The organism is Methylophaga sp. UBA678, from assembly GCF_002299105.1.
Taxonomy (GTDB): domain Bacteria; phylum Pseudomonadota; class Gammaproteobacteria; order Nitrosococcales; family Methylophagaceae; genus Methylophaga; species Methylophaga marina.
Window position 1 is genome coordinate 34,570 of the sequence record NZ_DBNG01000031.1, and the last position, 25,933, is coordinate 60,502.

Sequence of the window (25,933 nt, forward strand, 5' to 3'; positions counted from 1 at the left end):
CCGGATTGTGATTCCGGTTGTCGTGGGTTCGAGCCCCATCACTCACCCCACCTTCCTTAAGATTATTTCCATCGCATCATAAATTAAAGACATCGTTGATACAGTCTAAAAAGACTCGATTTACTGTATTGTCATTTTTAATTGTTGAGTTTCATCATTCTGAAACAATAACTTGCATAAAAACTCAAAATTAATCTCGATTTTGGCTTGCAAGGTCAAAAATGCCTCCGTATAATGCGCTTCTTCATTGCCGGTGTAGCTCAGTTGGTAGAGCAGCTGATTTGTAATCAGCGGGTCGTAGGTTCAAGTCCTATCTCCGGCTCCAGAACAAGAAAAAAGCCTCGTTATTTTAACGAGGCTTTTTTTTGGCCTAAGCATTAATCAACCCCTCTGTTCCAATCTCAATTTGACCTCTACAAGCAACATTAATCTCGCCCTATTTCAATAGGGTCAACTTAATCTCAAAGTTTTTCTAAATTAACTATTTCAAGTTCCGCTAAATAATTATGCTATATAGAAATAGCGAACTTTAGCTATCAACCCAAACCGACTTGAATAGGTTCTTAATGTTCAACCTAGATAATTTTTTTATAACATCAGCACCCAAACAGACACTCATTGTCGGTTCATATGATTTCTTTCTTGTCGTTCTATCAATCATTTTAGCTACAACAGCGGCTTTTGTGGCGTTACATTTTGCTTCAATGGCAAAATTAATCCAAAACAATCGCCACCGCCATATTGCTATTATTGCTGGCGCCATCATTTTTGCTGGTGGTGTCTGGAGTATGCATTTCGTGGGCATGTTAGCTTACGAGATGTCTGAACAAACGACCTACAATATCCCTCTCACACTTATCTCTATCCTTCCTAGTTTGCTTGCTTCCTATATCACTTTGAGAATGCTTGTAAATCCTTCAATGACTCTATGGCAACTGATTATGAGTAGCTTCTCCGTAGGTGCCGGTATAGGGATGATGCATTACGTTGGTATGGAAGCCATGGAGATGGAGGCAGAGCTTCGTTATGTGCCTAGTTGGTTCGCTGCTTCTATTATTGTTGCTGTTGTACTGGCTTTCATCGCACTGTCAGCTCGCCATTATCTATCAATAGTCTGGAAACAACACTCTGTCCACCTCATCAATATCATCAGCGCTGTTGTGATGGGACTGGCTATTTCAGGCATGCATTACACTGGTATGGCTGGGGCAAGATATCTCATGAGCGACAACACTCTGATGACGCATCGCATCACAGAAGATCACGTTCAGTTATCTTATATTATTACTTCTATCACATTATTATTGATTGCCTTGGCCATCACTATTGCTTCTCAGCTCAGATATCGCCAGTTACTGACTGAAAAAACCATCAGTGAACTACGTTTAAAAACTACCCTCGAAACAGCCGTTGATGGCATCATCACCATCGATCAAAACGGAATCATCCAAGACTTTAACTCATCAGCATCAACTATCTTTGGCTGGAAAAACACAGAGGTTATTGGCAAATCTTTCTTAGTTCTGGTGCCTGATGAAGCCAAAAATGAATACCAAGAATATTTGTTTAACTTTCTTAAAACAGGACAAACCCAACTGACCGGTCAAGCCAGAGAAGTCTTTGCTAAACATAAAGACGGTCACTCATTTCCAATACGACTTGGTGTTGGTCGTGTTGAAGTAGAAGACATCGGTTCATTATTTGTGGGTTTTGCTACCGATATTTCTCAACGTTGGGAAATTGAAGAAAAGTTGCGTAAGAGTGAGGAGCAATATAGTTCATTAATTAGAAATATTCCTGGCGCCAGTTTTCGTTGTTTGCTGGATGAACACTGGTCGGTCATTTTTGTCAGCGATGCCATTTTTGATATGACAGGCTGGGCTGCTGAAGACTTTTATAAGAAGCGAATTCATCTCTCAGAACTGATTCATCACGATGATGTGGATTTAACCAATGATGCTGTTCAATCAGCACTTGAAAGTAAAACCAGTTACTCAGTTGAGTTTCGCTGGAAACACAGAGATGGCCACTATATCTGGGTATTTGAAAAAGGATCTATTATTTACGAGAACAACCAACCCGTTTGGATAGATGGTTTGATTCTGGATATTACACACCGCATAGAGATGGAAGACGATCTTCGTCAGGCGAAAGAGAGAGCTGAACTTTCAGCAGAGAGTAAAGCCAGATTCATGGCGAATATGAGTCATGAAATAAGAACACCGATGAATGCCATCATCGGTTTTTCAGATCTGCTTCTTGATGCCAAAGATATCAGTGGCAACAATAAAAAACATCTGCAAACCATTAGCCAATCAGCCCGATCATTGCTTCACCTGTTAAATGATATTCTCGACAGTGCCAAACTAGAAAAGAATAAACTCGAACTCGAAGAATCCACATTCGATTTAACCAGGCTGATTGATTCAGTTATATCTACATTATGGCTTCAAGCAAAAAATAAAAACCTATACCTTAACTGCAGTATACCTGACGACATTCATACCACGTATTTAGGAGATGAAAACAGAATTAGGCAGGTGTTATATAACATTATCGGGAATGCCGTGAAGTTTACTGAAAATGGTGGTGTCACCGTTTCGGTACACCCTCTTAATGAGTCCACTCTTCGTTTTACCGTTGAGGACACCGGTATTGGGATGGATGAAACGACGCTCAATACCATTTTTGAACCCTTCTCCCAGGCTGATGCATCAATGAACCGGCGCTTTGGTGGTACTGGACTAGGCACAACAATTTCCAAACAGCTAGTGGATTTGATGGGAGGAGAATTAAGCGCCAGTAGTGAGACAGGTGTAGGCAGTACATTTTTCTTTGATCTGCCACTACAAAAAACCGATGACATCATTAACGCGACTGTAGCGAACCAAGCCTTGTCGATTCCAGCCAAAAAAGTGTTAATTGCTGATGATATTTCTCAAAACTTAACCTTACTCTCGCTTTTACTTGAACGACAAAATCATACTGTTATTACTTCGGTAAATGGCGAAGATGCGTTCCATAAATTCACCATAGAAAAACCTGACATTGTTTTGATGGATTTACAAATGCCAGTGATGGATGGGTTTACCGCTACCAAGACAATTCGTGAGTATGAGTCAGCCCATCAACTTCAAACGACACCTATCGTCGCTTTAACAGCGAGTGTCTTATCTGAAGACCGACTGCAAGCGACTAATGCCGGCATGAATGGCTTTTCCCACAAACCTATTGATATACAGCTGCTCACAGCTGAAATGGCACGGGTTCTCGGTATTGAGCCACACTTTATTACAACAGCTCCAGAAGTGCTTGGTATTGATGAACATACATTCACGCAGATCAATATTGATAAAGCATTAACGTTATGGGGTAGCTACCCTGTTTATTTAGCTGAATTGGCCCGTTTTATAAAAGCGTATAGCGATATCAGCAAACAGCTATCTGAATTGAATGAAACATCGAATTACAGTGAACTGAAAAAGCTGGCACATAAGCTCAAAGGTGTGTCAGGCAACCTGGGCCTTTTGAAAATCCATCAATCAACTTCTTTGATAGAAAATAAGTCAAATAATGAACATAAAGTCGAAGTAGCGATAGAAATTGCTAAGCTCGACAATGCCTTTTCCACGTTATCAAAAGAGGAAAAATGGATAAAAGCCTCATTGGCTGATTCAAACAGTGAGGCAACTGTAACATCACAAGTCCTGCTAGCTAACGACCGTATATTGACTATCGTCGATGAACTTATCGAGCTTAGCGAGCATGGAGAACTTAACGAAGAGAGAGTAGACGAGCTAGTCAATGGGGTTGAAGCTGACTTACATCGACTTGCTTTAGATGTTAAACAGTCTGTACTCGACTTTGACTTTTTGGTCGCCCAACAACACTTAAACGCTATCAAGCAACATATAACGAACACCACATTATGACTACGATAAAGAAATACCAGCCTAGAATCCTTATTGTCGATGACGAGCCAACCAACTTGAGAGTGCTTCGTCAGATTCTGCAGAACGATTATGCGCTTTCGTTCGCCCGCTCAGGAAAAGATGCTCTGGCATTGATTGATAAGGAAATGCCGGATCTGATCTTACTCGATATCATGATGCCAGAAATGACAGGCTTAGAAGTTTGCCAGCAATTAAAAGCCAGATCAGACACCTCACACATACCGATTATATTTGTGACAGCCTTACAAGATCCAGATGATGAAGCACGAGGTTTTGACATTGGTGCAGTAGATTACATCATCAAACCCATCGTGCCCTCCACTGTCCTTGCCAGAGTAAAAACACATATCTCTCTTGTCAAAGCAGATGAGCTTCGTGCCACCCATATCGACTTGATTGAACGTTTGGGTAGAGCTGCAGAATACAAAGATAACGAAACGGGCTTACATGTTCAGCGGATGAGTCGCTATGCAAAAATTATTGCTCTGGGTTATGGATTTGACGAGAGTACCGCAAACGAACTCATGATGGCGGCTCCCATGCATGACATTGGAAAAATTGGTATTGCTGACAGAATCTTATTAAAACCAGATAAGTTAACGTCAGAAGAGTTTTCAGAAATGAAAACACATACTTTAATCGGGGCCGAGATCTTAGCCAACTCAACATCAAGATTGATTCAACTAGCACATACTGTTGCCCTGACCCATCATGAAAAATGGGATGGCACAGGTTACCCAAATGGATTAAAAGGTGATGAGATTCCGCTTGCAGGTCGAATCGTTGCCATAGCTGATATTTTTGATGCATTAACCAGCGCCAGACCATATAAAGAAGCCTGGCCAGTTGAGGAAGCCATAGAGTTCATTAATGAACAGAGTGGTAAACACATTGATCCCGCTTTGCCCCCCATCTTAATTGAGCACCTGCCAGACATTCTGAAAGTGAAACAAGCATTTTCTGATTAGTTATGGTGCAGCGTCATACATCATGAACTGATCTCTTCCTGCTTTTTTTGCAGAGTAGAGCATCACATCAGCTTGTTGCAAAGCCTTATCAAAATTTATTGTGGCTAATTCAGCTGAACTCACCGCTCGAATACCGGCACTGGCAGAGACCGAAATGGTGTCATCACGTAGTGCAATTCTTATCTCACGCAAATGCTGTAACAGTTTCTCGGTGAACTTAGCTGCATGAGCAGCCTGTGCGCCTGATAAGACAAACAAAAACTCTTCACCACCCCATCGAACCAGAATATCGGAAGCACGAATACTGTCAGCCATGACCTCTGCTGTTCGTCTCAACACAATATCGCCCACATGATGGCCATGTTGGTCATTAATCTGTTTGAAGTAGTCGAGGTCAAGCATAATGATGCTATAGGGGGTCGATAACCGCTGCATCAGAGCCACTAATCGACGCGCACCTTGTTCACCTTCTGTGCGATTGGTCAGCCCTGTGACACCATCAAGAGAAGTGACATCATCCAGCGGAATGTGCAGCTCCATAGCTCCACCCTTCTCTAGAGGTAGCGCCATCACTTTGAATTTCTGAGGACCGCTGTTGGTTTGATGAATATGTAAATGACTAATTGTTGTTCTGAGGGTCTGAGCATCGAGCTTAGGGCAGGCCTCACCATTTTCATGGCAGGGACTATCGTAACCATGACTCATTTTGTAGCAAGGCTCATCAATCTGACTGTATTCATGAATGGCTTCCTGATTGGCTCGAATCACCCTATAGTCATCATCAATAACCGTGACTGGAAAAGGCAAAATATCTAAAAAAGACCATGCAGATTCGATACTCTCCATACTGAACAAATCTGTTACGTTTACTTCTTTTAACCTTGGGTTTGTTTCCATTGACATTTCAACCAGCTATCACTTTTTTAGTATTTATAATAACCATACTCTTAGTATGACTATAGTGTAAATACAGGAATAGTCGTTGAGACAAAATTGTCGATAATCCGGTTTTTCTGATATTAAAAGACCACGCTATACAAGCTTATCGGAGCAAAAAATAGGCAAGCAAACAATTGCTGATGAACAAAAGAAGTGAGCATGCTTGCCAGAACTTAACCGGATAACGGTACATCAGCGGGCGATTGTCATCGCTTAAATAAGCTGGATTCGGTTTTATCAAGTCTGTCGCAAACTCAGACAATGCCTGATAGCGCTTTTCAGGATAAAGTTGCAAGGCTTTCTGCAAGGTTTTATCAACCCAGCTTGGTATATCCTGAATAAACAAAGCGATGGATTGGTATTCAATGCGATGAAGATCTTGTCTGGTATGAACTTTTGCCAGTTTTTCACCATATGGCAGATGGCCTGTGAGCATTTCATAGACAATACACGCTAGAGAGAATTGATCAGACTGCGGCTGACCAGCACGACCCAATAAATACTCAGGCGCCGTGTAGTGTTTTGTCCCCAACAACTCACTGCGTTCTATGGGCGTAGAGATATCAGCAATGCCGGCAATTTTGGTTGAACCAAAATCAATAATCTTCAGCACGCCATCTCTGGAGATCATGATATTTCCAGGCTTTAAATCCTGATGCAACATATCGAGTCGGTGAAAAGCTCTCAGTGCTGATACAAGCTGAGGCACAAGATCACGTACAGTTTTTAAATCCAAACGTCCAACGTCATCCAGCCACTGCTGCAACGTTTTACCGTCCACGTACTCCATCACATAATAAAGAAAACGACGGGGACGCTTCTGCTCTAAGGTCCTGACTACATGTGCATTATTTATTCGTCGCCCTACCCACTCCTCCAAATGGAATCTTTCCAGGTAGGCCGGGTCATCTTCGAAGTTGACCGAAGGGGTTTTAATCACCACTTTCTCGCCCGTTTCTGTATCCACCGCTAAATAAAGCTGGCTTGTAGAACTAGCGTGTAACTCACGACTGATACGATAGCCGTCAAGAATGACACCCTCATATAAATCAGGTGGAAAAGGTAATACGGTGAGTTGGGCAAAAACCTCATCAGGTGCTTGAGTCGGTAATTGTTCAATGCACATTAGCTGGCAACTTATATTGTCTTGGCTGCCAGCCTTCAGCGCTTCATGACAAATCCGTTCTGTTAAATCAGATAAATCAACAGAACCTTCTAATATAAACTGTTTAAGCACCTTATCGGGCAAAACATCATGCACGCCATCGGTGGTTAACAGGAAAATATCCTTTTCCTGAACAGCGAGTGTTTTATAGTCAATATCCAGACAATAATCGACGCCAAACGCTCTTCCCAGATACTCTTTATTTTCATCAATACGAATACGATGATCGGTGGTCAATGGTTCAAACTCACCATCACGTAATAGATAAATACGTGAATCACCGACATGAAAAATATGTGCTGTTGTTGATTTCACAACAACAGCACTGAAGGTAGAGGCCATCCCTCTGCCTGCTTGCTGAAACTGCTGACTTTGTCCATGCAACCAAGTGTTGATAGCGGCAAGCACTTTGCTGCCAGACTGTTTCACAGACCAGGAGTCAGGTGTACTAAAGTAGTCACTCATAAAACCAGTCACGCATGCCTGACTGGCTTGTTTTGCTTCATTACTCGAACTCAGACCATCCGCAATAGCACAGGCGACACCTTTCGTTTCAAGCAAAGCCAATTTGGACGGAATGAAAAAGCCGACGGTATCCTGATTATCAGCTTTCATCCCTTGTGTTGAACACTGGCCAACTGACACTTCTAACTTTGCTGTCATATTCGTCCTGATGATTAATGCACATCTATCATTTGAATCGACCCGTCTGGTAAGACCTCGGCCATCTGTCCGCGAGGCTCATCCATAAACTGCACCGCGATCAATGTCACGACCGCCGTCGCACAAATCACAAAGAAGAAGGTTTGTGCAGAAACAAGTGACAGCACGGTTAGAAACGTGACAGCGCCCACATTACCATAAGCACCCGCCATACCCGCTACTTGTCCAGTCAATCGACGTTGAACCAATGGTACTACCGCAAACACAGCCCCCTCTCCCGCTTGCACAAAGAACGAACATGCCATGGTTGCCAATACCGCCAACACAATAAACCACTCTGGTGTAATCATACCCATTACGAAATAGCCTACCGCCAGACCGCTGATACAAATGGTCAGTGTTTTCTTACGACCCAGACGATCACTAAACAAACCGCCGATAGGTCTCGATACCAGATTCATAAAAGCAAAGCCAGAGGCGAGTAAACCAGCCTGAACAGCACTAATATCAAACGTTTCACTAAAAAACAGAGGCAACATTGACACAACGGCTAATTCAGAACCAAATGTCGCCAGATAGGCTAAATCCAACACGGCCACTTGTTTGAATTTGTAACGGTGAATTTCTGGCGTTTCTTTAACGAACACATCTTTGTTGACTTGATAAATGTGATACACCTGATAAAAAAATAACACCACTAAACCGACATAGATCGCGAGGGTGATTTCGCTGGAGAGCAAACTGACCCCACTGGGTGACAACTTCCATGCTAATAAGGCCAAGGCCGCATACATGGGAATATTCATAACGATATAGAGAAAGAAATCGCCTTTACTGGTTACTTCCATCGCACCCGTTTTTTTCGGTTTGAAATACGTCGATCCCTGAGGCGTGTCAGACACAGTATTGTAATAAATAAAAGCATAAACAAGCGCAATGGCACCAGTCAGGCCAATGGCATAACGCCAGCCATCCTCACCACCAAATAATAATGCAATGGTGGGCAGTGACATTGCCGCTGCGGCTGAACCGAAATTACCCCAACCACCATAAATACCTTCCGCTAATCCCACTTGCTTGGCTGGAAACCATTCAGAAATCATACGAATGCCAATAACAAACCCGGCACCGACAAAGCCCAGTAGAAAACGGGCAAGAGCGAGTTGTTCAAAACTATCTGCAAGTGCAAAGAAAAAACAAATCATGCTTGAAATGCCGAGCAGTAGTGAGTACATGATCTTAGGACCGTACTTATCGACTAGCATACCAACCACTATTCGAGCAGGGATAGTCAAGGCGACATTGAGTATCAGTAACGTTTTTATCTGCTGACTATCGAGGCCAAGCGTATCTTTGATAGCCATCAACAATGGTGCATGATTAAACCACACCACAAAACTGATGAAAAAGGCTATCCAGGTAAGATGAAGGGTACGAATATTATCTTTGAAAGATAATAAATTGAGTTTGTTATTGGACATAAATTCAGCTCTCTTTTGAACATACCGGAATGGGTCCATGTTCGAATAGCGGGAATCATGCCAAAACATAACCTATTGATTTATATATACTTAGAAAAACAAATGCGCATTCTGAATGCATATTTAACTGCTAATTTGGTGCATTCCGCACAGTATAAGTGCGTTATCTCAACTGTTGGGCTGATCTTCGTCGGGCCAGTCTAAATCACAGCAGAAAACATATGTCTTGCCACTAACAACCACTGCTTGTGAAACGGTGATACACATATGAGAACCGGCTACCGATAAGTATGGACGACTTATCTGAGTCATATTCGGATTTTGTATCGCTCTGAAATGGTAATGTCGATGTGACCAGTTAGCATTGACACCAGAAAGTAGCGGTGTAAAACGAATATCCAGTTTGGCTGTATATTTGGGTGAGTTCAGACTTCGACCAATCTGGTAGCCAGACTCATCAAGCAGGTAACAGCGTACAGCTCTGGCATCATCAAATAGGGCATGACCACAATCTTCAAAAGATGCTCCTTGTTTAAACGCGTCGAGCTCTTTTTCAAATATCAACTCAAAGGTGCGGAAATGTTGTTGAAGCTTTCGATTATATTGGCTTCGTACATTCTGATGTTGATGAAGTAACTTATCCATGGCTTGACCGAAATCAATCTCCTGCTGGAGATCAGGCCTTGGCTTAGCAAAATAAAACCCCTGAACCATATCTGCGTTACTGGAAATCGCAACCAAGGCTTCTCTTTCAGTCTCAACACCCTCAATAACCACCAAACTTCCGGTCTCATGAATGAGCGAGACAATGCCGGTCAGAATCCTTTCCACTTTCATTGAGTGGCCTGCTTTTTTTACTAAGCTACGGTCAATCTTGACAATATCAGGCTGTAAATCCCAAATACGATCAAAATTAGAGTGACCAGCACCAAAATCATCAATCGCAATCAAACAGCCCATTTGACGAAAATGCGTAATCAACTCCCGTAAGTAATCGCGGTTATCAATTTCACTTTCTAAAATTTCAATCACAATGCGCCTTGATGGTAAGTCACTCTCGCGCATCAGCGTTTGCATAAATCCAATATCGGGACGTTCCGAAATTAAACATTGGGAATTAAGATTTAAAAATAACCAGGCATCATTGGCGGGATGTTGAGAAAAATTACAGGCATGTAATAGACGACAGGTCCTATCAAGAATCAGCTGTTGATCGGATGCCGTGTTTTTTCTCATCAAGTCTTGTGGTGTCACTGGGTTCCCAGAAACATCCGCGGCACGAACCAGTCCTTCGTATCCCACGGCTTTTCGATGAGCGATGCTAAAGATTGGCTGAAAAACTGACCTCAGGCAGAGAGACTCATAAGCCGCTTCATAATGATCCTCCTTGAATGACAATTCCGTCATACCTGTTTGTACCTTTCTTGTTTGTCTGTAATGGCGTTTAAGCATTACCGTAGCCTTAATCTTAATAGGTATAGTTTTCAATTACTACTATCATCAAACTCAACCATTAATTGGCCTTCCTCACCATTGCTCATACCCTCATGAAGTCAATCAAAAACCAAAATAGAATAACGACCGACATCCGCTAACAAAATAACCATAAAAACAAAACAGCCACTCCATCACTGAAGTGGCTGTAACGTTCTATTACTATTTCATCAGAACTTATACATTTTTTTGTGGCTCAAGTAAGTTAGCCGCCGCTAAAATATTCTGAGCTAATTGGCCTAATCTTATATTCTGGTTCATGGCTGAAGTTCGCATCAGACTATAGGCTTCGTTCTCGGTGCATTTACGTTGCTCCATAATGAGGCCTTTTGCTCTATCAATAATTTTCCTATCAGCCAAAGACGTTTTTAAATCTTTCAGCTGTTTCTGCATACTTTGTACTTGTTTAAACCGAGCCATTGCCGTTCGCAAGATGGCATGGATACGATTTTCATGAAAACCATCAACGATATAAGCACTCACCCCAGCCTCAATGGCTTCTTCAATCGCTTCATCACGGTCATCGTATGTAAATATCACGATGGGCAATGGAAAGCGTTCATTAATGATCTTAAATTTACTCAGAAGCTGACTATCGCTGGTATTCATAATGGCAATAATCAAATCGGGCTCGATAGTCCACTTCAGGTTAAGTAACTGTTGCAAATTGGTGGCTTCGAAAATCACTTTATAATCTGTGTTTTCAAAAACTCTTTGCAGTGTATTCATAAATTCCGTAAATTCACTGATAACTACCGTGTTAATCGTTTTCGTGACTGTATTCATAGCAGCATTGCTCATATCATTCTGGTGTGTTGTTTGGAGGCATATTGAATAATGATGCTGAAAATCTTCAGCACTTCATCAATTGCCCGCGTAGAGAGAGTAAAATATTCATGACTATCAAGCTTCAACTGACCTCGTTGAAGCACGCGTTTATCGACCATTTCCAGCAAAGCATCTATTTGCTGGCGAATGGCGGTAGAGGATGTTTCCAAGGAAGAAGTCAGATCAGTGTTGTTTATTAATTTAACTTCAGACAGTAATCGTTCAGATGTGGTTTTGACTGAAATACGTAAAAACTCAAGCAAGATTCGGTCAGCAGCCAAGCACGTACCTCGAGCACAAACACCTGATCCGATTGCTCTTGTGTAGCCGAGAATCTCTGCAACTCGTAAAGTATCAATACAAATTTCGGAAACCCGTGTACATGAGTCGAGCATTAAGCGATGTAAATCGTATGCTCTCATGACCTCATCCAGCAGCATCAGCTGCCCATCGATCATTAGACTATGCTGTCTGACAATATTCTGTGGCGTCAGATCCCTAGCCAAAGCATGCTGTTTAAGCCTTGGCCAATGCTCTATGAAAGATTGCCATTGAGGAAAATCTGATAGTGAATGACTCATATCACTACCAATCAGATTGTCGATATTATTCTGTAACTGAATCATTTGTGGCAATAATTTCTCATTCCCACTGACTACCGCATTGCTTGTGCCACGATGTTTTTGGCAATGTTCAACCACCAACCGTAAATGGTTGGTCAGTAATATGCCTCGTTTAACTCGCTGTCTGAGCTGATAACGATCAGACAGCAGTTTATAAACGATAAAAAGCATGCCAGTGACAACTATGCCACCGATGATCAATGGATACATCTTTGTTCTCCAGTGAAATTAGCTAGAACGGTGTCATTCCCAGGTTGCGAGATAGCCCGCCATAATCCCTAAAGGCGAAATCATTACCATAAAAATCAACTTCACTACTTCTTTCACTACCATCATTAAGTCAACAAAATATCCCATGACATGCTCCTTGCATTAGTGGACTCAGGTAATAAACTGCATAAGGTGTGCCAACAAAATACTTATTAAAATACAGTCACTTATAAATTTAAGTGGTACATAAACTGCTTCAAAATGGTGTTGTTGATATGACTGATGAACAATTCTGGTGCAGATTGAACAGGCAAAAAAAAGCCGGGCAGTGCCCGGCTCAATGAGGAGTATTCTTTAGAACTTTAGCTGTCCGTATAACCAGAATTTATCCGTATCCACCCCACCGAATTCTTTGTCGGCATTGTAGTCGGCATAAGAGATACCTAGCGTGTAATGTTCCATAAAGGTTTTTTGCAACATCACATCAAACTCATTACCCGCATCAAGGCTGCCTTTATCCGTTTCAAAATTATGGTACACCGCAATCAGTTTTGCACCTGCCACATTACCCACGACGGTGAAATAAGTATCAATAAGACCTGCGTTTGGCGTGGTTAAAAAGACATCAGCCCAACCTTGAAAAGCATGGTTCGTCCCTAAGGGCGTTTTAAAACTATAGGTGCCGTCACCCTCTTGCACTTCATAAGATAGCTTTGCTAACCAACCTTGATATTTACCACCCAGTTCCACTAAGTAGTAGTCCTGAGGGTCCATTTTCCCATCGGCATAGTCATGTTGTGTTGCATACTCTGCAGTGTAAACTGCCGTTACACTGTCATTGATAGGCTTGGCACCTGATAACCTCAAACCATAGGTTGCCGTTGAATTAGGGTTATCTTTAGCCGCATCTTCATAATCCAGCAAGTAACTGTAGGCTTCTAATTTGCCAATGAATAAGCCTGAATATTGCACATTAAACAGGTGACTATCCATATCAATCACCCCATCATCTATCAAACCAGCCGTCAAATCATCACCAAAGATCGTATTCACCTTGTTGATATAGGCATAACTCAATTTAAGATCTTTAATTGACGTATTACGCAGACTCACAGCATCAAAGGATTGATGATTTTGACGCCAAAGCACATTACCGATAAAACGATGAAATGGTGCATCACGGTAAGTCAGCTCTTGTCGACCTAACTTTACCTCTGTATCAAAACCGTTATAACTCAGATAAGCCTGGTTGACTTCTGTGCCATTCGGATCGGCTATAACTGAGTACTTTTTAACTGCTGTTTGTGGGTACTCTTCATAATTGCCTGCCAAATCTGACACATCTTCGAGTTCAAGAAAGGCACCGAAGCCATGGAAATCACCAGTCTTGTAACCTAAAGTTGTACGTAAGGTGACAGCATCGGCATCTTTCAAACTATTATCCTGCTCAACCGACTCATACCGTAAGCGGGCAGAAAAACTGACTTTGCCTCCCGTTAAGGCATCGTAAAAGCTGTCATTTGCTACGACAGTAGCAGGTAGCAAAGCGATACTCGCCAGTCCTGTGCTCAGTAACGACATCACGCTTAGCTTTTTAAGTTTTGGCATTCTTTTTTCCTCTGCAAATTAAGCCACTATTGATAAATAACTGGCTTTAAAATCAACCATTTAACGACTTCACCTCAGCTGCTTCATTGCAGACAGACAGTATTCTAAATAAGGTAGTACTCACCATTAGCGCGCTAATAATTGTTTTAACTCAGGCACACAAGACCCACAATTTGTGCCGGCTTTCAGTTTTTTACCAATCTCATCCACAGAATTAACATGACCGGAATGAATAGCTTCATTGATGGTATTCTGACCGACACCAAAACATGAGCAAACAATTTGTCCTGCATCTTTTTGTCCCTGGCTGGGTTGGCCGACCAGCAAACTGTATCTGTCAGCATCCGACAGACTGCTTAAACTAAATAACTGGGATAACCAGGAACGCGCAGGCAAATCATGACTTGGCGCGATGAAAACAACGCCTTCCAGCCTGTTACGTTTAATTTGTCCAGCTCGATAACGTCCCGCTTTGGCATCAATAAAATCAAGCCATTCGCCCTCTTCCCCTAAGTGTCGTTGTGCCCATTTAGCCGGCTCATCTAATGCATGCTGACCAGCAATCTCATAACGCCAGAATTCAGCACCACGCACTTTCACCCAGTAGTTAGCATCTTTGACCGTGATGGGGTGCCGCGACAAAATAAAGCCATGCCAAACAGGTTTATAGGCGCGTATGTTGACAGGGGTATGTTTCGACTCAGGCTGACCAGAGATAGGGTCATAAACAGCAGCAACTAACGCATCAACCCGTGCCATTGAAGCGTACTGATCACTCCAATGGATGGGGACAAAAATACTGCCCGGCCGTTGCTCATCGGTTACCACAACCCGGACTATCATCTCCCCCCAACGACTCTTTATTTCTGCCAGTGAACCATCCACTAGATGGAAATTCGCTGCATCCAGCGGATGAACCTGAACCATCGGCTCCGGAATATGGGCGTTCAATCTGACGGCTCTACCTGTCCGTGTCATGGTATGCCATTGATCACGAATACGACCCGTATTTAAAACTAAGGGATATTCATCTGATACCTGATGATAAGGCAGCTTAGGTTCAACACTGATCATTCTGGCTTTGCCTGAAGGGGTAAAAAACTGCTTATCGCTAAATAATCTGGCAGTGCCGTTATCAGCTTTATTGATGACTGGCCACTGTATGGGAATCAGATTGTCGTAGTCCTCATCACTTATATCGGCTAGTCCGGCAATGTTAAAGTCACGGCTACCTTCATTTTCAAAAGCCGAGAGTTGTGCATGTTCTCTAAATACATCTGCTGGCTTCTCAAATGGAAAGGCGGCTTCAAATCCCATTTTTCTCGCGACCTGAGTAATAATCCACCAGTCAGGTTTCGCTTCGCCCGGCAAGGGCAAGAATGAGCGCTGACGACTAATTCGTCTTTCTGAATTGGTTACCATACCGTCTTTCTCACCCCAGGCAGCGGCGGGTAACAAAATATCAGCTAACGCTGTGGTATCGGTATTCTCCTCACATTCAGACACCACCACCAATTCACATTTTTTCAATGCGTCCTTGACCTTATCGGCATCAGGCAGACTCACAACGGGATTCGTCGCCGTAATCCAGATAGCTTTGATTTTGCCACTGGCAATCTGCTCAAACATATCAATGGCTTTGGCGCCATTTTCTTTGGCTAAATTATCTGCTTTCCAAAAGCGTGCCACACGATCATGATGTTCAGGATTAGTAATTTCCATATGCGCGGCTAACTGATTACTTAAGCCGCCCACTTCTCGTCCGCCCATAGCATTGGGTTGACCTGTAAACGAAAACGGCCCCATGCCTGGCTGACCAATACGCCCAGAGGCAAGATGACAATTGATAATACTGTTACATTTGTCAGTTCCTGTCGTCGACTGATTGATCCCCTGAGAATACACTGTCACGACTTTTTCGGTTGAGGCAAACAACTGATAAAACTTAATGATATCCTGCTCTTGTAACTCTGTGACAGCGGCCACTTGAGGAATGGAGCCAGCGGATGCTTTTGCTACTGACGTTGCCGAGGCAAACCCTTCGGTGTGCGCTTCAAGAAACTCAAGATCCAGGTAATCTTCTTTTTTTAGATAGTGCAACAAACCATTAAACAATGTGGCATCAGAGCCTGGCCGCAACGGCAAATGTAAATCAGCAATATCACAAGTGGCTGTTTTGCGAGGGTCAATCACCACAACTTTCATTTCTGGGCGATCTTCTTTCGCTTGCTTCAACCGCTGATAAATCACAGGATGACACCAGGCTAAGTTAGAACCAGTCAACACGACAAGATCAGCTAATTCAATATCTTCATAACTACAGGGCACTGTGTCACTGCCAAAGGCTCGCTTGTAAGCCGCCACCGCTGATGACATACACAGCCGTGAATTGGTGTCGATGTTCGCGCCACCAATAAACCCTTTCATCAATTTATTCGCCGTATAGTAATCTTCTGTTAACACTTGGCCCGACACATAAAACGCCACAGACTCTGGACCGTGTTTAGCAATGATCTCACTAAAGCCTCTAGCCACTGATGTTATGGCTTGCTCCCACGGGACTCGCTTGCCATCAACTTTGGGGTGTAGCAAACGGTTACCCAAATCGAGAGTGTCGCCTAGTGCCGATCCCTTAGAACATAAACGGCCTAAATTGGCAGGATGTTGTGCATCACCTTCAATTTGTACTGTGCCAGTTTCAAGTGGGGTTGCTAAAACACCACACCCCACACCGCAGTAAGGACAAGTCGTCTTTGTTGTCGTTTGTTGTTCAGCCAAAATTAGAGACTCTTTATCAGATTACAGAGAAATAAAAACCGTACCGTTTTCAATTTTTGTCTCAAATGTGCGGGTACAGCCTTCATCAGGACCAGTAGCTTCGCCACTATTCATATCAATAACCCAGTTATGCAAAGGGCAGGCCACACGGTTATCGTAAACAATCCCCTGAGACAACGGCCCTTTTTTATGAGGGCACTGATCAAATAACGCAAATATCTGATCACCTGAGGTGCGAAATACCGCCACATCACCCTCGGCTGTCACGAGTACACGTGATCCTTTTTTCGGAATATCGACCAAGGGGCCAACTTCAGTCCAGCTCATAGTTACCTCTACACTACTTGTTTAATCGGGATATAGTTATCTTTGTATTTGGCAGCGTGCTCAGCCCAAGGATCGACCTGTGCATTCTTTTGTGATTCATGGAAACGCTCAGCCAACCGCTTACGATTCACTTCATCATCCACCACAGCTGAAGTCACATGTTTCAAACCAACACGCTCAATCCAAGGTGCGGTACGTTCTAAATAGTGAGCTTCTTCACGATATAACTGCATAAAGGCCGCGCAATACTCCAAGGCTTCTTCTTCGGTGGCAACTTTGGTGAGAAAGTCTGTTGCTCGGACTTTAATCCCACCGTTACCACCAACATGAAGTTCGTAGCCAGAATCAACACAGACAATACCGAAGTCTTTGATAGTTGCTTCTGCACAGTTACGTGGACAGCCAGAGACGGCAATCTTGAATTTATGAGGTGTCCAACTTCCCCATGTCATTTTTTCAGCTTTAATACCCAGGCCAGTAGAGTCTTGCGTGCCGAAACGACACCATTCTGATCCAACACAGGTTTTAACTGTCCGCAGGGACTTACCGTAGGCATGACCAGAAACGAAACCAGCATCACTCAGATCTGCCCACATTTTGGGTAAGTCTTCTTTCTTTATACCGAGAAGATCGATTCGTTGACCACCGGTTATTTTGACTGTGGGAACATTGTATTTTTCGGAAATATCTGCAATTGCACGTAACTCTCTTGGGTTGGTTACACCACCCCAAATTCTGGGTACTACCGAATAGGTGCCGTCTTTCTGAATATTGGCATGCACACGTTCATTAATGAAACGTGACTGAGGATCATCCTGATACTCATTTGGCCAGCTACTTAACATGTAGTAGTTCAAAGCAGGACGACATGAGTGGCAGCCATCTTCTGTTTTCCACTCAAGTGCAGACATCAAATCTGGAATGTTTTTCAGTGATTTTTCAATAATCGCGGCTCTGACTTCAGCATGCGACAAATCGGTGCAGCCACACATTGGCTTCTTGCTGGGTGTGTCATTAAAGTCACCGCCCAAAGTGGATGCCAGTAACTGTTCAACTAAACCTGTACATGATCCACAAGACGCTGATGCTTTGGTATGGGCTTTGACTTCATCCAAAGTAAACAAGCCATGTTTTGAAATCGCCTGCACAATATCACCTTTACAGACGCCATTACAGCCACAAATTTCAGCATCATCAGGCAAACCATCAACCGAGTTAGACGGGCCATGCCCTGAATCACCCAGATGATGTTGACCAAACAACATATTTTCACGAATATCTGAAATATCAGTGCCATCACGCATTAATTGGAAGTACCAGGCCCCATCGACTGTATCGCCATAAAGCACAGCACCGACCAATTGGTTATCTTTTATTACCAGCTTTTTATAAACCTTTCTGGCTGCATCTTTAAATACCAAATCTTCAGTATCGTCATCACCAAGAAAATCACCCGCAGAAAACAGATCGATGCCCGTCACTTTTAATTTAGTTGAGGTCACTGAACTGATATACCGTGCAATCCCCATTTGGGCCAAATGGTTTGAACACACCTTGGCTTGCTCAAATAAAGGCGCCACCAGACCAAAGGTTTGGCTTCGATGTTGAACACACTCACCTACGGCATAAATTCTAGGATCAAAGGTCTGCATGGTGTCATCTACCACGATGCCACGGTCACAATGAATACCGGCTGAGCTGGCTAGTTCGATGTTTGGTCGGATACCCACGGCCATCACAACCAGGTCTGCGTCAATTTCAGAGCCATCTTTAAAGCGAAGTTTTTCGACACGGTCACGACCAATGATGGCTTCAGTCTGATGTTCCATCAAAAACGTCAGCCCTTTGCCCCTAAGTTCTTCCAGCATTAAATCAGAAGCGGGTTTATCCAGCTGCTGATTCATTAACACATCACTAATATGAACAACGCTGACATCCATACCTTGAATCATTAGCCCATTGGCTGCTTCCAGACCCAATAAGCCGCCACCGATGACCACGGCTTTTTTATGGATTTTAGCCGTTTCCAACATCGTATCGACATCGGCAATATCACGGAAACTGATCACCCCCTCTAAATCAGAGCCCGGAATAGGCAACATAAATGGGCGTGAACCTGTGGCTAACAAAAGACGATCATAGTTTTCAGTGCTACCATCATCAGCTGTCACGACTCGATTTAAACGATCAATTGTGGTCACTTTTTTACCAGATAACAGTTTGATGTTGTTATCTTCATACCACTGCAGATCATTAATCATGATCTCATCAATCGTTTTTTCACCTGCCAACACAGGTGAAAGCATAATGCGGTTGTAATTACCGTAAGGTTCTTCACCGAAAACAGTAATGTCATATTTATCAGGTGCGAGTTTGAGCAACTCTTCCAGTGTTCGCACCCCAGCCATACCATTACCAATTAGGACTAACTTCTCTCTCATGGATCTCTCCGTAAATCATTGTCCGCTTACTATGGCAAACACTGTGCCAAAACACTAAGCCATTGATTTTATTAAGAGAGATAACTGAGACGCCTTTAATTAAGTAATTTATATACTTATTTCGCACCAATATGAAATAACTTGCACCATTTGAGTTCAGAGCAAAAAAAAAGCCCTTCAGTGAAGGGCTTTTTTGGGAATTAATGGTGTTAATTTATGGCTGCATATTCCAGATATGAGACTGAATGACCCATTCACCCTCTTCTGTTTTAGCCAGAACTAATGATAGAACACCGCCGAAGCTAATCTTTTCACCTTCAGCATTTTTACCATCAGCTTGCCAATAGCCTATTTGTGTTATTTGATTATCCGACACATAGATACTATCCGTATCAATACGATGATTTGTGACGCCATTATCGACAAAGCTCTGGAATAACTGACCGATGGCATCTCTACCTTTTAATATAGCGCCATTACCCGGTGATAAGGTGGCATCATTTTTATACAACTGTGTCAGCGCATCTACATCGCCAGCATTAAATGCTTTATTCCATTGAGCATTTGCAAAATCAACTTGATTGTTTACAGATAGCTCCTCAGCTACCACTGGTAGTTGAACAGAAAACATACTGAATAAAAAAACTAAAAACTTCTTCATTACATACTCCTCATAGATATAAACGTATTACTAAACGGATAAACTTAATCAAAAATAGTTAAGTTTTGTTTTAACTTGCCCAGTACTCTCATTAAAGTTTCGCCTTCATTTTTATCGATCACCGACATTAGTTTGCCTAAACGCTGGTAATAATCAGGCATCACATCATCTAGCTGTTTCTGACCTTTTGACGTGAGTTTAATCTGCGTTTGTCGCTTATCTTTTTCATCAACAATTCGTTCTATCAACTTTTCTCGTGACAGACCATCAAGCAGGCCAGTCATGGTCGCACGACTGACACCCGCTTTTTCAGCGAGCTTAGATGGTGAAGAAACAAAGTTATCTTCACGCATCAATAGGATGAGGACCCACCACCGGCCTTGAAGTAGTTGATAGCGACTGAGAAATTTATCCAAACCAATAGAAAGCTCAGAAGCCACTCCTAACAGATGAAGAAACTGCATCACTGCATCAACATCCGCATCAGGGTAACGTGAAGCAAATTTTTCTAATATTGCCTTATCTGGCAAGTCTTTGACTTGAAGCATATCTCATTATAGTTAGCTCCCTAACTGAAAGTAAACCTTTATCTGAAATAAATTCAGCTTCGTTTAAGTTTGGGCCACTAATATGTGAACCGTACCTCAACGAAAGGAGCACAAAAATGAAAAACTTGAAAACAATTAGCTTAATTGGTGCGGCCACAATGCTGATGCAGGTAGGTGTCGCTCATGCAGATTTAGACGCTGATGACCTTCGTGAAATCAGAAAAATCTCTGAAGGTTTTGGTCTTATCTCTTTAGAAGAAGCCCAAGCTAAAGCTCTAGAAGCTAAACCAGGTATCGTTGAAGATGCTGATCTTGAAGATCGTGCCTTCGATAAGGGTTGGGATTATGAATTTGAAATCGTCGATGCTGATGCTGTCGAATGGGAAGTTCTCATTGACGCCAAAACCGGTGAAGTTCGCAAAACGACTAAAGATTGGTTCTAGGTCGAAACTGAGGACTGCAGGTGAATATCTACCTGTAGTCCTCCCCATTTCGGGGATTCAGAAAAATGCATTGACCCGTCATAACTCTCGACGATATCAAACACGATTGCTAAACCAAGCCCACTTCCAGGTGTGGTCTCATCCGCTCTGAAGCCGCGTTGAGTCAGTGCAGCTAAGTCATCCCCATGGCAACCTGGACCATCATCTTTAACACAGATACGAATACCATTATCGCTATATATATTGAGCTCTATTCTACTGTCACACCACTTACAAGCATTATCAAGAATATTACCCAAGAGCTCTAATAAGTCTTCCCTGTCACCATGAAAGCGCAGTTGTTTATCCACTCGCCAGCTGATCTTTAATTCTTTATCTTGATAGATACGTTTCAATGTATCGACAAGGTTGGTCACCATTTCATTTATATCGACACCTTTACCGGGCAAAGTCATACCTGAAACACGAGCACGCTTTAACTCTCGGTCGATAATTTGTTTGATTTCATTTGTCTGCGAATAGATTGCCTGCTTACCTTCAGAATTATGTTGCATCGCTTCTGTATCAGCAATCTGATTCAATAATGTTAATTGCGTTTTTAAACGATGTGCGAGATTACCAAGTGATTGCCTCGATCGACGGGTCTTAACCACCATACTGGACATCAAACGGTTTAACTCAACCAGCAAAGGTCGAATTTCATCTGGTGCGTGTTCATCAATTTTTTCAATCTCACCTTGCCCTAACAGTTTTAATTCCTGCTTAGCTTTATTGAGAGGCCTCAGAGCAAGTCTGACAATCCAGAATTGAAAAGCTAATAAAGCTAAAACGCCAAGCAGAGATAACACCGTAAAGGTCCACTGAAAATGAGACTTATCCTCCAACATCCAAGCAATATCTTCTGCCACTGTAATGGTGATCTGTTTACCTTGCTTTAGATAGCCAGCAGAAACGGCCATTAATGGTTGTTCACCAGGGCCTTGAAGGTAAAGTGTCGCTTTGGAGCCGATACTTAGAGCAGGTATAGTGAGATCAAAGTCCCATAAAGATCGTGAAAAAATCTGATGGTCGATGGACTGTATAGAAAAATATAAACCAGAAAAGGCTCGTTGATAGCTGCTGCTCAAACGTCTGCTATCTAAGACGATTTCACCATCAGATTGAATATGAATATGTGCGAGTACGGTTTCCGTCTCTTCTTGTAAACGCGTAATAACCTGTTTTTCAATCAAGCGGTCTATGGTGAAGGTCAGCCATAGCCACTGACCTAATAACAATGCTGCTAAAAAAACAGCCAAGCCAATGGAGAGACGGCTACGGACTGATCGCATCAGTCTTGCTGACCAAAAATATACCCCTGACCGCGACGTGTCATTATCCAGTCTGCTCCGATCTTTTGCCGTAAGCGGTTAACATACACTTCCATTACATTACTATCTTTATCGCTATCTAATTGATAGACATGTTCTGTGAGGGTTGTTTTGGAAAGTAACTGCTTTGGATGCAACATAAAGTAACGTAACAGTTTAAATTCAGTACCTGTCAGGCTGTGTTTGTTACCATTTTTTACTATGACAGCTTGCTCAGCCTCATCCAAAGATAAATCCCCATAGCTCAAGGCACCTGGATTTTGTCCCGTACATCGACGTAAAACGGCATTGATTCGAACAATCAACTCTTCTGTCTGAAACGGTTTGGCGAGGTAATCATCGGCGCCTGCTTTAAAGCCTAAGACTTTATCTTCCCATGCATCTCGTGCGGTGAGAATAATCACCGGGACTGAATTAGCCTGACTTCGCCAGTTTTCGAGTACTTCCAGGCCGGACTTTCCAGGCAAGCCCAAGTCCAGAACGATCAGGTCATAAGGTTCGATTTGTCCCATGGCTTCGCCATCAATACCGTCCGTCGACAAATCCGTAGCAAAGCCTGCTTTGTTGAGAGAGTCTTGAAGATTGGGCCCCAATGAAGGGTCATCCTCTACTAATAACAGGCGCATTAATCATCCTCATTTTCCAGATCAACGAATTCACCTGTCTGCGCATCCAGCTCCAGTTCCCAAACCTGACCGTCTTTGTCGAGAATTTCTAATTCATAGACATAACGCTCATTTTCTTTTTCCAAATCCGTTTCAATGACTTGGCCTGGCTTTATCATGGCCGCCTTTGTCAGTATTTCCTGGAGTGGCATGATTTTACCTTCTTTCAATAATTGTCTGGCCACAGTGGCACTTTCTTCTGCCCGCACAGTTGAAAGGCTGAGCATAGCTATAAACATCAGACATGAATACAGTGACAATGTCAGGAAGGATTTCATCGTATACATCGCTTTTTACTTGGTTTATCAGTAACGAATATAGCGATTCAAACTTAAATCAAACTGAATAAACCCGGCTTATTGCGTAGTAAAAATTCGAATGACCTCACCATTTTTTAACAAGACGTGGGTACTGCCATCCCTGACGGTCTTAAACATCCACTTTTCAAAATTATCCTGGAGTCTTTCACCATCTTTACCTACTTCTAATGCAGGTCTAACCGATTTTACAACATTACTGGGTTGCCAGGTTTGACCACACATCAGTTTGATTTCATCAATATTCATACCTATTTCAATGGCGCTTTTACCACAGGAGTAACTATCCAGATACTCACTGCTACCGGCATGAGAAACACCCGAAAAACCAAGGCCTAAGGCGGCTAAACTGAACCAAAATAAACGCATTTTCTCTCTCCAATCATGCTTATTTTCGGGACAATACCATGAAATAACAGGAAAATCTTGCTACTGTTTATAACCTGATTTAACTGTCCCCAACGATATGCAGGAAATGCATATGTTTTTCGTACTGTATCAGAATGTCATCAATCACTTGCTCTTGATTGTATCCATATAAATCATAATGCTGACTACCCTCAGCCAGGTATACCTCTCCACGGTAATAGCGCTTAGTCTCATCGTCATCATCTTCCAATGCATCCAAAGCAAAACTAGGCATTAAATGTCTGACGCTGTGAACACCATAGACAAAATCTCTTTCACCGCCATACGATACAACTAACTCAATAGAGTCTTTTTTACTGACAATATCAGCATCCACACCCGTTGTTTTTAACTCAGCTGATACTTTTTTCAAAGCAGGCTTCACAACTTCAAGCAGAAAAGTTTGCATAGCTGCTTTGTCAGGATATTCACTCAAGTTCTTCAGGCGTTGCTTCCAACTCACTTGTCTGCCTGTGCTAACAGGTGTTTGGGGAACACCAATAATAAGGCGTTTTATGCCTTCCATTCTGAGTCCCTTCATCAAACCAAAGCACATCAGCAACATGATGACGACAAAGGGTAACGCGCCAGCAATCGAAGCTGTTTGCAATGCTTTTAAACCACCAGCTAACAACAATGCTGCAGCAACACAGCCTTCAGTTAAGGCCCAGAAAATACGCTGCCAAACCGGAGGTTTCGGATGACCATTGGATGTGATCATATCAATCACCAAAGAGCCCGAATCCGAAGAGGTGACAAAAAACGTAACAACCAATATCGTCGCTAAGCCAGCCGAGATCATACTAAAAGGCATTTGTTCGAACATGGCATAAATGGCAATGGCATTATTCTCACTCACAGCATTAGATATAACACCAGACAGCTCCCCTAATTCCATATTGATAGCTGTTCCGCCAAAGAAAGTCATCCACATAAAGGTGAAGCCTACCGGCACAAATAACACACCTAGAATGAACTGACGAATGGTTCTGCCTCTTGAAACTCGTGCGATAAACATACCGACAAAGGGTGACCAAGCAATCCACCAGCCCCAATAGAATAATGTCCAGCCACCTATCCAACCGTTAGGATCATAGGCATATAAATTGAAAGTTTTATTCACCACTTCACTGAGATAATTACCGGTATTTTGCACAAACGTTTGTAGTAAAAAAAGCGTTGGTCCAGCAAATAGAACAAACAACATCAATAGAATAGCCAAGCCCAGATTTAGCTCTGATAAACGTTTGATACCCGAGTCTAAACCAGCAATAACTGAAATCGTAGCGAGTACGGTGATGGCAGCAATCAGGCCTATTTGCAGCGAGACAGATTCAGCTGGTAAATCGAACATATAGGTGAGACCAGCATTGACCTGTAACACGCCCAATCCCAGTGAGGTTGCAACACCGAACATGGTGCCCAGTACAGCAAAGATATCAACGGCGTGACCTATTGGTCCGTAAATACGCTCGCCGATTAAAGGGTAAAGTGATGAACGAATGGTCAATGGCAGGTTATGTCTAAATCCAAAGTAAGCTAAAGATAAACCCACGACGGCATAGATTGCCCAGGCATGCAGTCCCCAGTGGAAGAAGGTAATCGACATGGCTTCACGTGCTGCCGCTATATCACCGCCTTCACCTACGGGGGGAGCCGAAAAATGCATAATGGGCTCTGCAACACCGAAGAAGAGTAAGCCTATCCCCATACCAGCGCTAAATAACATGGCGAACCATGATAAATAGCCATAATCAGGCTCGGAATGATCAGGCCCAAGCTTAATGGCGCCATATGAAGTCATAGCCAGACCAATACTGAACACTAGAAAAAAACCGACAGCCAATAAATAGAACCAACCAAAAGTATCGACTATCCAGCTTTGAGTATCTTTAAATACGGCTGATGCTGTATCAGAAAAGAAAGCAGCAAAAATAACAAAAGCGATAATTAAAATGGCCGAACCAAAAAATACGGGAGGATTGATTTCTGCTTTGCGAGGTTTTTTATTATCTATCGTCTGCTCGGTCATTACGGACTCTC

General features: G+C 42.7%; 20 protein-coding genes and 1 tRNA gene. 4 read left to right on the forward strand and 17 right to left on the reverse strand.

Annotated features, from left to right (window positions below; translation table 11 throughout):
• The first annotated feature begins 249 nt into the window (after positions 1-249).
• The 3 genes from B3014_RS13975 (at position 250) to B3014_RS13985 (ending at position 4,921) form a co-directional block, all read left to right on the forward strand.
• Positions 250-325, forward strand: a tRNA-Thr gene (locus B3014_RS13975).
• A gap of 241 nt (positions 326-566) precedes the next feature.
• Positions 567-3,932, forward strand: a complete 3,366-nt coding sequence (locus tag B3014_RS13980; RefSeq protein ID WP_289243446.1) for a PAS domain S-box protein — start codon at positions 567-569, stop codon at positions 3,930-3,932.
• Positions 3,929-4,921, forward strand: a complete 993-nt coding sequence (locus B3014_RS13985; protein ID WP_289243445.1) for a response regulator — start codon at positions 3,929-3,931, stop codon at positions 4,919-4,921. The genes B3014_RS13980 and B3014_RS13985 overlap by 4 nt, the downstream gene beginning before the upstream one ends.
• Here B3014_RS13985 and B3014_RS13990 read toward each other — a convergent pair whose 3' ends face one another.
• The 12 genes from B3014_RS13990 to B3014_RS14045 form a co-directional block, all read right to left on the reverse strand.
• Positions 4,922-5,818 carry a GGDEF domain-containing protein gene (locus tag B3014_RS13990; RefSeq protein ID WP_289243444.1) on the reverse strand — a complete coding sequence of 299 codons (897 nt, stop codon included), beginning with the start codon at positions 5,816-5,818 and terminating at the stop codon, positions 4,922-4,924.
• Between the two features lie 145 nt (positions 5,819-5,963).
• The gene (locus tag B3014_RS13995) at positions 5,964-7,688 is read right to left on the reverse strand and encodes a bifunctional protein-serine/threonine kinase/phosphatase (RefSeq protein WP_289243443.1); all 1,725 of its coding nucleotides are present in this window, start codon (positions 7,686-7,688) and stop codon (positions 5,964-5,966) included.
• A gap of 14 nt (positions 7,689-7,702) precedes the next feature.
• Entirely contained in the window at positions 7,703-9,169 is a 1,467-nt protein-coding gene (locus tag B3014_RS14000; RefSeq protein ID WP_289243442.1) for a NarK family nitrate/nitrite MFS transporter, read from the reverse strand.
• A 168-nt stretch (positions 9,170-9,337) separates the two neighbouring features.
• Entirely contained in the window at positions 9,338-10,621 is a 1,284-nt protein-coding gene (locus B3014_RS14005; protein WP_289243441.1) for an EAL domain-containing protein, read from the reverse strand.
• Between the two features lie 219 nt (positions 10,622-10,840).
• Complete coding sequence (locus B3014_RS14010) at positions 10,841-11,449, reverse strand: ANTAR domain-containing response regulator (RefSeq protein WP_289243440.1); 609 nt, start codon at positions 11,447-11,449, stop codon at positions 10,841-10,843.
• A gap of 11 nt (positions 11,450-11,460) precedes the next feature.
• Entirely contained in the window at positions 11,461-12,324 is an 864-nt protein-coding gene (locus tag B3014_RS14015) for a nitrate- and nitrite sensing domain-containing protein (RefSeq protein ID WP_289243439.1), read from the reverse strand.
• Positions 12,325-12,678: 354 nt separating this feature from the next.
• On the reverse strand, positions 12,679-13,932 hold the full coding sequence (locus B3014_RS14020; protein ID WP_289243438.1) for an alginate export family protein: 1,254 nt from the start codon (positions 13,930-13,932) through the stop codon (positions 12,679-12,681).
• Positions 13,933-14,058: 126 nt separating this feature from the next.
• Entirely contained in the window at positions 14,059-16,710 is a 2,652-nt protein-coding gene (locus B3014_RS14025; protein WP_289243437.1) for a nitrate reductase, read from the reverse strand.
• A 21-nt stretch (positions 16,711-16,731) separates the two neighbouring features.
• Positions 16,732-17,037 (reverse strand): nitrite reductase small subunit NirD, encoded by a 306-nt coding sequence (nirD, locus tag B3014_RS14030; RefSeq protein ID WP_286304219.1) that lies wholly within the window; start codon positions 17,035-17,037, stop codon positions 16,732-16,734.
• A gap of 8 nt (positions 17,038-17,045) precedes the next feature.
• On the reverse strand, positions 17,046-19,478 hold the full coding sequence (gene nirB / locus B3014_RS14035) for a nitrite reductase large subunit NirB (protein WP_289243436.1): 2,433 nt from the start codon (positions 19,476-19,478) through the stop codon (positions 17,046-17,048).
• A gap of 214 nt (positions 19,479-19,692) precedes the next feature.
• Positions 19,693-20,139 carry a YybH family protein gene (locus B3014_RS14040; RefSeq protein WP_286304217.1) on the reverse strand — a complete coding sequence of 149 codons (447 nt, stop codon included), beginning with the start codon at positions 20,137-20,139 and terminating at the stop codon, positions 19,693-19,695.
• 44 nt (positions 20,140-20,183) lie between these two features.
• Positions 20,184-20,687, reverse strand: a complete 504-nt coding sequence (locus tag B3014_RS14045) for a MarR family winged helix-turn-helix transcriptional regulator (protein WP_289243435.1) — start codon at positions 20,685-20,687, stop codon at positions 20,184-20,186.
• A 116-nt stretch (positions 20,688-20,803) separates the two neighbouring features.
• On the opposite strand from B3014_RS14045, the gene B3014_RS14050 reads away from it, so the two are divergent.
• Entirely contained in the window at positions 20,804-21,130 is a 327-nt protein-coding gene (locus B3014_RS14050; RefSeq protein WP_289243434.1) for a PepSY domain-containing protein, read from the forward strand.
• On the opposite strand, the gene B3014_RS14055 is transcribed toward B3014_RS14050, so the two are convergent.
• The 5 genes from B3014_RS14055 to B3014_RS14075 all read right to left on the reverse strand — a co-directional run bounded on the left by B3014_RS14055 (position 21,127) and on the right by B3014_RS14075 (position 25,922).
• Positions 21,127-22,461: a sensor histidine kinase gene (locus tag B3014_RS14055; RefSeq protein WP_289243433.1), complete on the reverse strand. Its 1,335-nt coding sequence runs from the start codon at positions 22,459-22,461 to the stop codon at positions 21,127-21,129. The two genes, B3014_RS14050 and B3014_RS14055, sit on opposite strands and share 4 nt — an antisense overlap.
• Positions 22,461-23,126: a response regulator transcription factor gene (locus B3014_RS14060; protein ID WP_289243432.1), complete on the reverse strand. Its 666-nt coding sequence runs from the start codon at positions 23,124-23,126 to the stop codon at positions 22,461-22,463. The genes B3014_RS14055 and B3014_RS14060 overlap by 1 nt, the downstream gene beginning before the upstream one ends.
• Positions 23,126-23,452: a PepSY domain-containing protein gene (locus B3014_RS14065; protein ID WP_289243431.1), complete on the reverse strand. Its 327-nt coding sequence runs from the start codon at positions 23,450-23,452 to the stop codon at positions 23,126-23,128. The genes B3014_RS14060 and B3014_RS14065 overlap by 1 nt, the downstream gene beginning before the upstream one ends.
• Before the next feature lie 69 nt (positions 23,453-23,521).
• Positions 23,522-23,851, reverse strand: coding sequence for a DUF2845 domain-containing protein (locus tag B3014_RS14070; protein WP_286304211.1), 330 nt, complete (start codon positions 23,849-23,851; stop codon positions 23,522-23,524).
• Between the two features lie 79 nt (positions 23,852-23,930).
• Entirely contained in the window at positions 23,931-25,922 is a 1,992-nt protein-coding gene (locus tag B3014_RS14075; RefSeq protein WP_289243430.1) for a BCCT family transporter, read from the reverse strand.
• Positions 25,923-25,933: the final 11 nt, after the last annotated feature.

Excerpts from the sequence above, each read along its gene's own strand:
- B3014_RS13980 (WP_289243446.1), top strand. The coding sequence starts at position 567 with ATGTTCAACCTAGATAATTTTTTTATAACATCAGCACCCAAACAGACA.
- B3014_RS13985 (WP_289243445.1), top strand. The coding sequence starts at position 3,929 with ATGACTACGATAAAGAAATACCAGCCTAGAATCCTTATTGTCGATGAC.
- B3014_RS13990 (WP_289243444.1), bottom strand. The coding sequence starts at position 5,818 with ATGGAAACAAACCCAAGGTTAAAAGAAGTAAACGTAACAGATTTGTTC.
- B3014_RS13995 (WP_289243443.1), bottom strand. The coding sequence starts at position 7,688 with ATGACAGCAAAGTTAGAAGTGTCAGTTGGCCAGTGTTCAACACAAGGG.
- B3014_RS14000 (WP_289243442.1), bottom strand. The coding sequence starts at position 9,169 with ATGTCCAATAACAAACTCAATTTATTATCTTTCAAAGATAATATTCGT.
- B3014_RS14005 (WP_289243441.1), bottom strand. The coding sequence starts at position 10,621 with ATGCTTAAACGCCATTACAGACAAACAAGAAAGGTACAAACAGGTATG.
- B3014_RS14010 (WP_289243440.1), bottom strand. The coding sequence starts at position 11,449 with ATGAATACAGTCACGAAAACGATTAACACGGTAGTTATCAGTGAATTT.
- B3014_RS14015 (WP_289243439.1), bottom strand. The coding sequence starts at position 12,324 with ATGTATCCATTGATCATCGGTGGCATAGTTGTCACTGGCATGCTTTTT.
- B3014_RS14020 (WP_289243438.1), bottom strand. The coding sequence starts at position 13,932 with ATGCCAAAACTTAAAAAGCTAAGCGTGATGTCGTTACTGAGCACAGGA.
- nirD (WP_286304219.1), bottom strand. The coding sequence starts at position 17,037 with ATGAGCTGGACTGAAGTTGGCCCCTTGGTCGATATTCCGAAAAAAGGA.
- nirB (WP_289243436.1), bottom strand. The coding sequence starts at position 19,478 with ATGAGAGAGAAGTTAGTCCTAATTGGTAATGGTATGGCTGGGGTGCGA.
- B3014_RS14040 (WP_286304217.1), bottom strand. The coding sequence starts at position 20,139 with ATGAAGAAGTTTTTAGTTTTTTTATTCAGTATGTTTTCTGTTCAACTA.
- B3014_RS14045 (WP_289243435.1), bottom strand. The coding sequence starts at position 20,687 with ATGCTTCAAGTCAAAGACTTGCCAGATAAGGCAATATTAGAAAAATTT.
- B3014_RS14050 (WP_289243434.1), top strand. The coding sequence starts at position 20,804 with ATGAAAAACTTGAAAACAATTAGCTTAATTGGTGCGGCCACAATGCTG.
- B3014_RS14055 (WP_289243433.1), bottom strand. The coding sequence starts at position 22,461 with ATGCGATCAGTCCGTAGCCGTCTCTCCATTGGCTTGGCTGTTTTTTTA.
- B3014_RS14060 (WP_289243432.1), bottom strand. The coding sequence starts at position 23,126 with ATGCGCCTGTTATTAGTAGAGGATGACCCTTCATTGGGGCCCAATCTT.
- B3014_RS14065 (WP_289243431.1), bottom strand. The coding sequence starts at position 23,452 with ATGTATACGATGAAATCCTTCCTGACATTGTCACTGTATTCATGTCTG.
- B3014_RS14070 (WP_286304211.1), bottom strand. The coding sequence starts at position 23,851 with ATGCGTTTATTTTGGTTCAGTTTAGCCGCCTTAGGCCTTGGTTTTTCG.
- B3014_RS14075 (WP_289243430.1), bottom strand. The coding sequence starts at position 25,922 with ATGACCGAGCAGACGATAGATAATAAAAAACCTCGCAAAGCAGAAATC.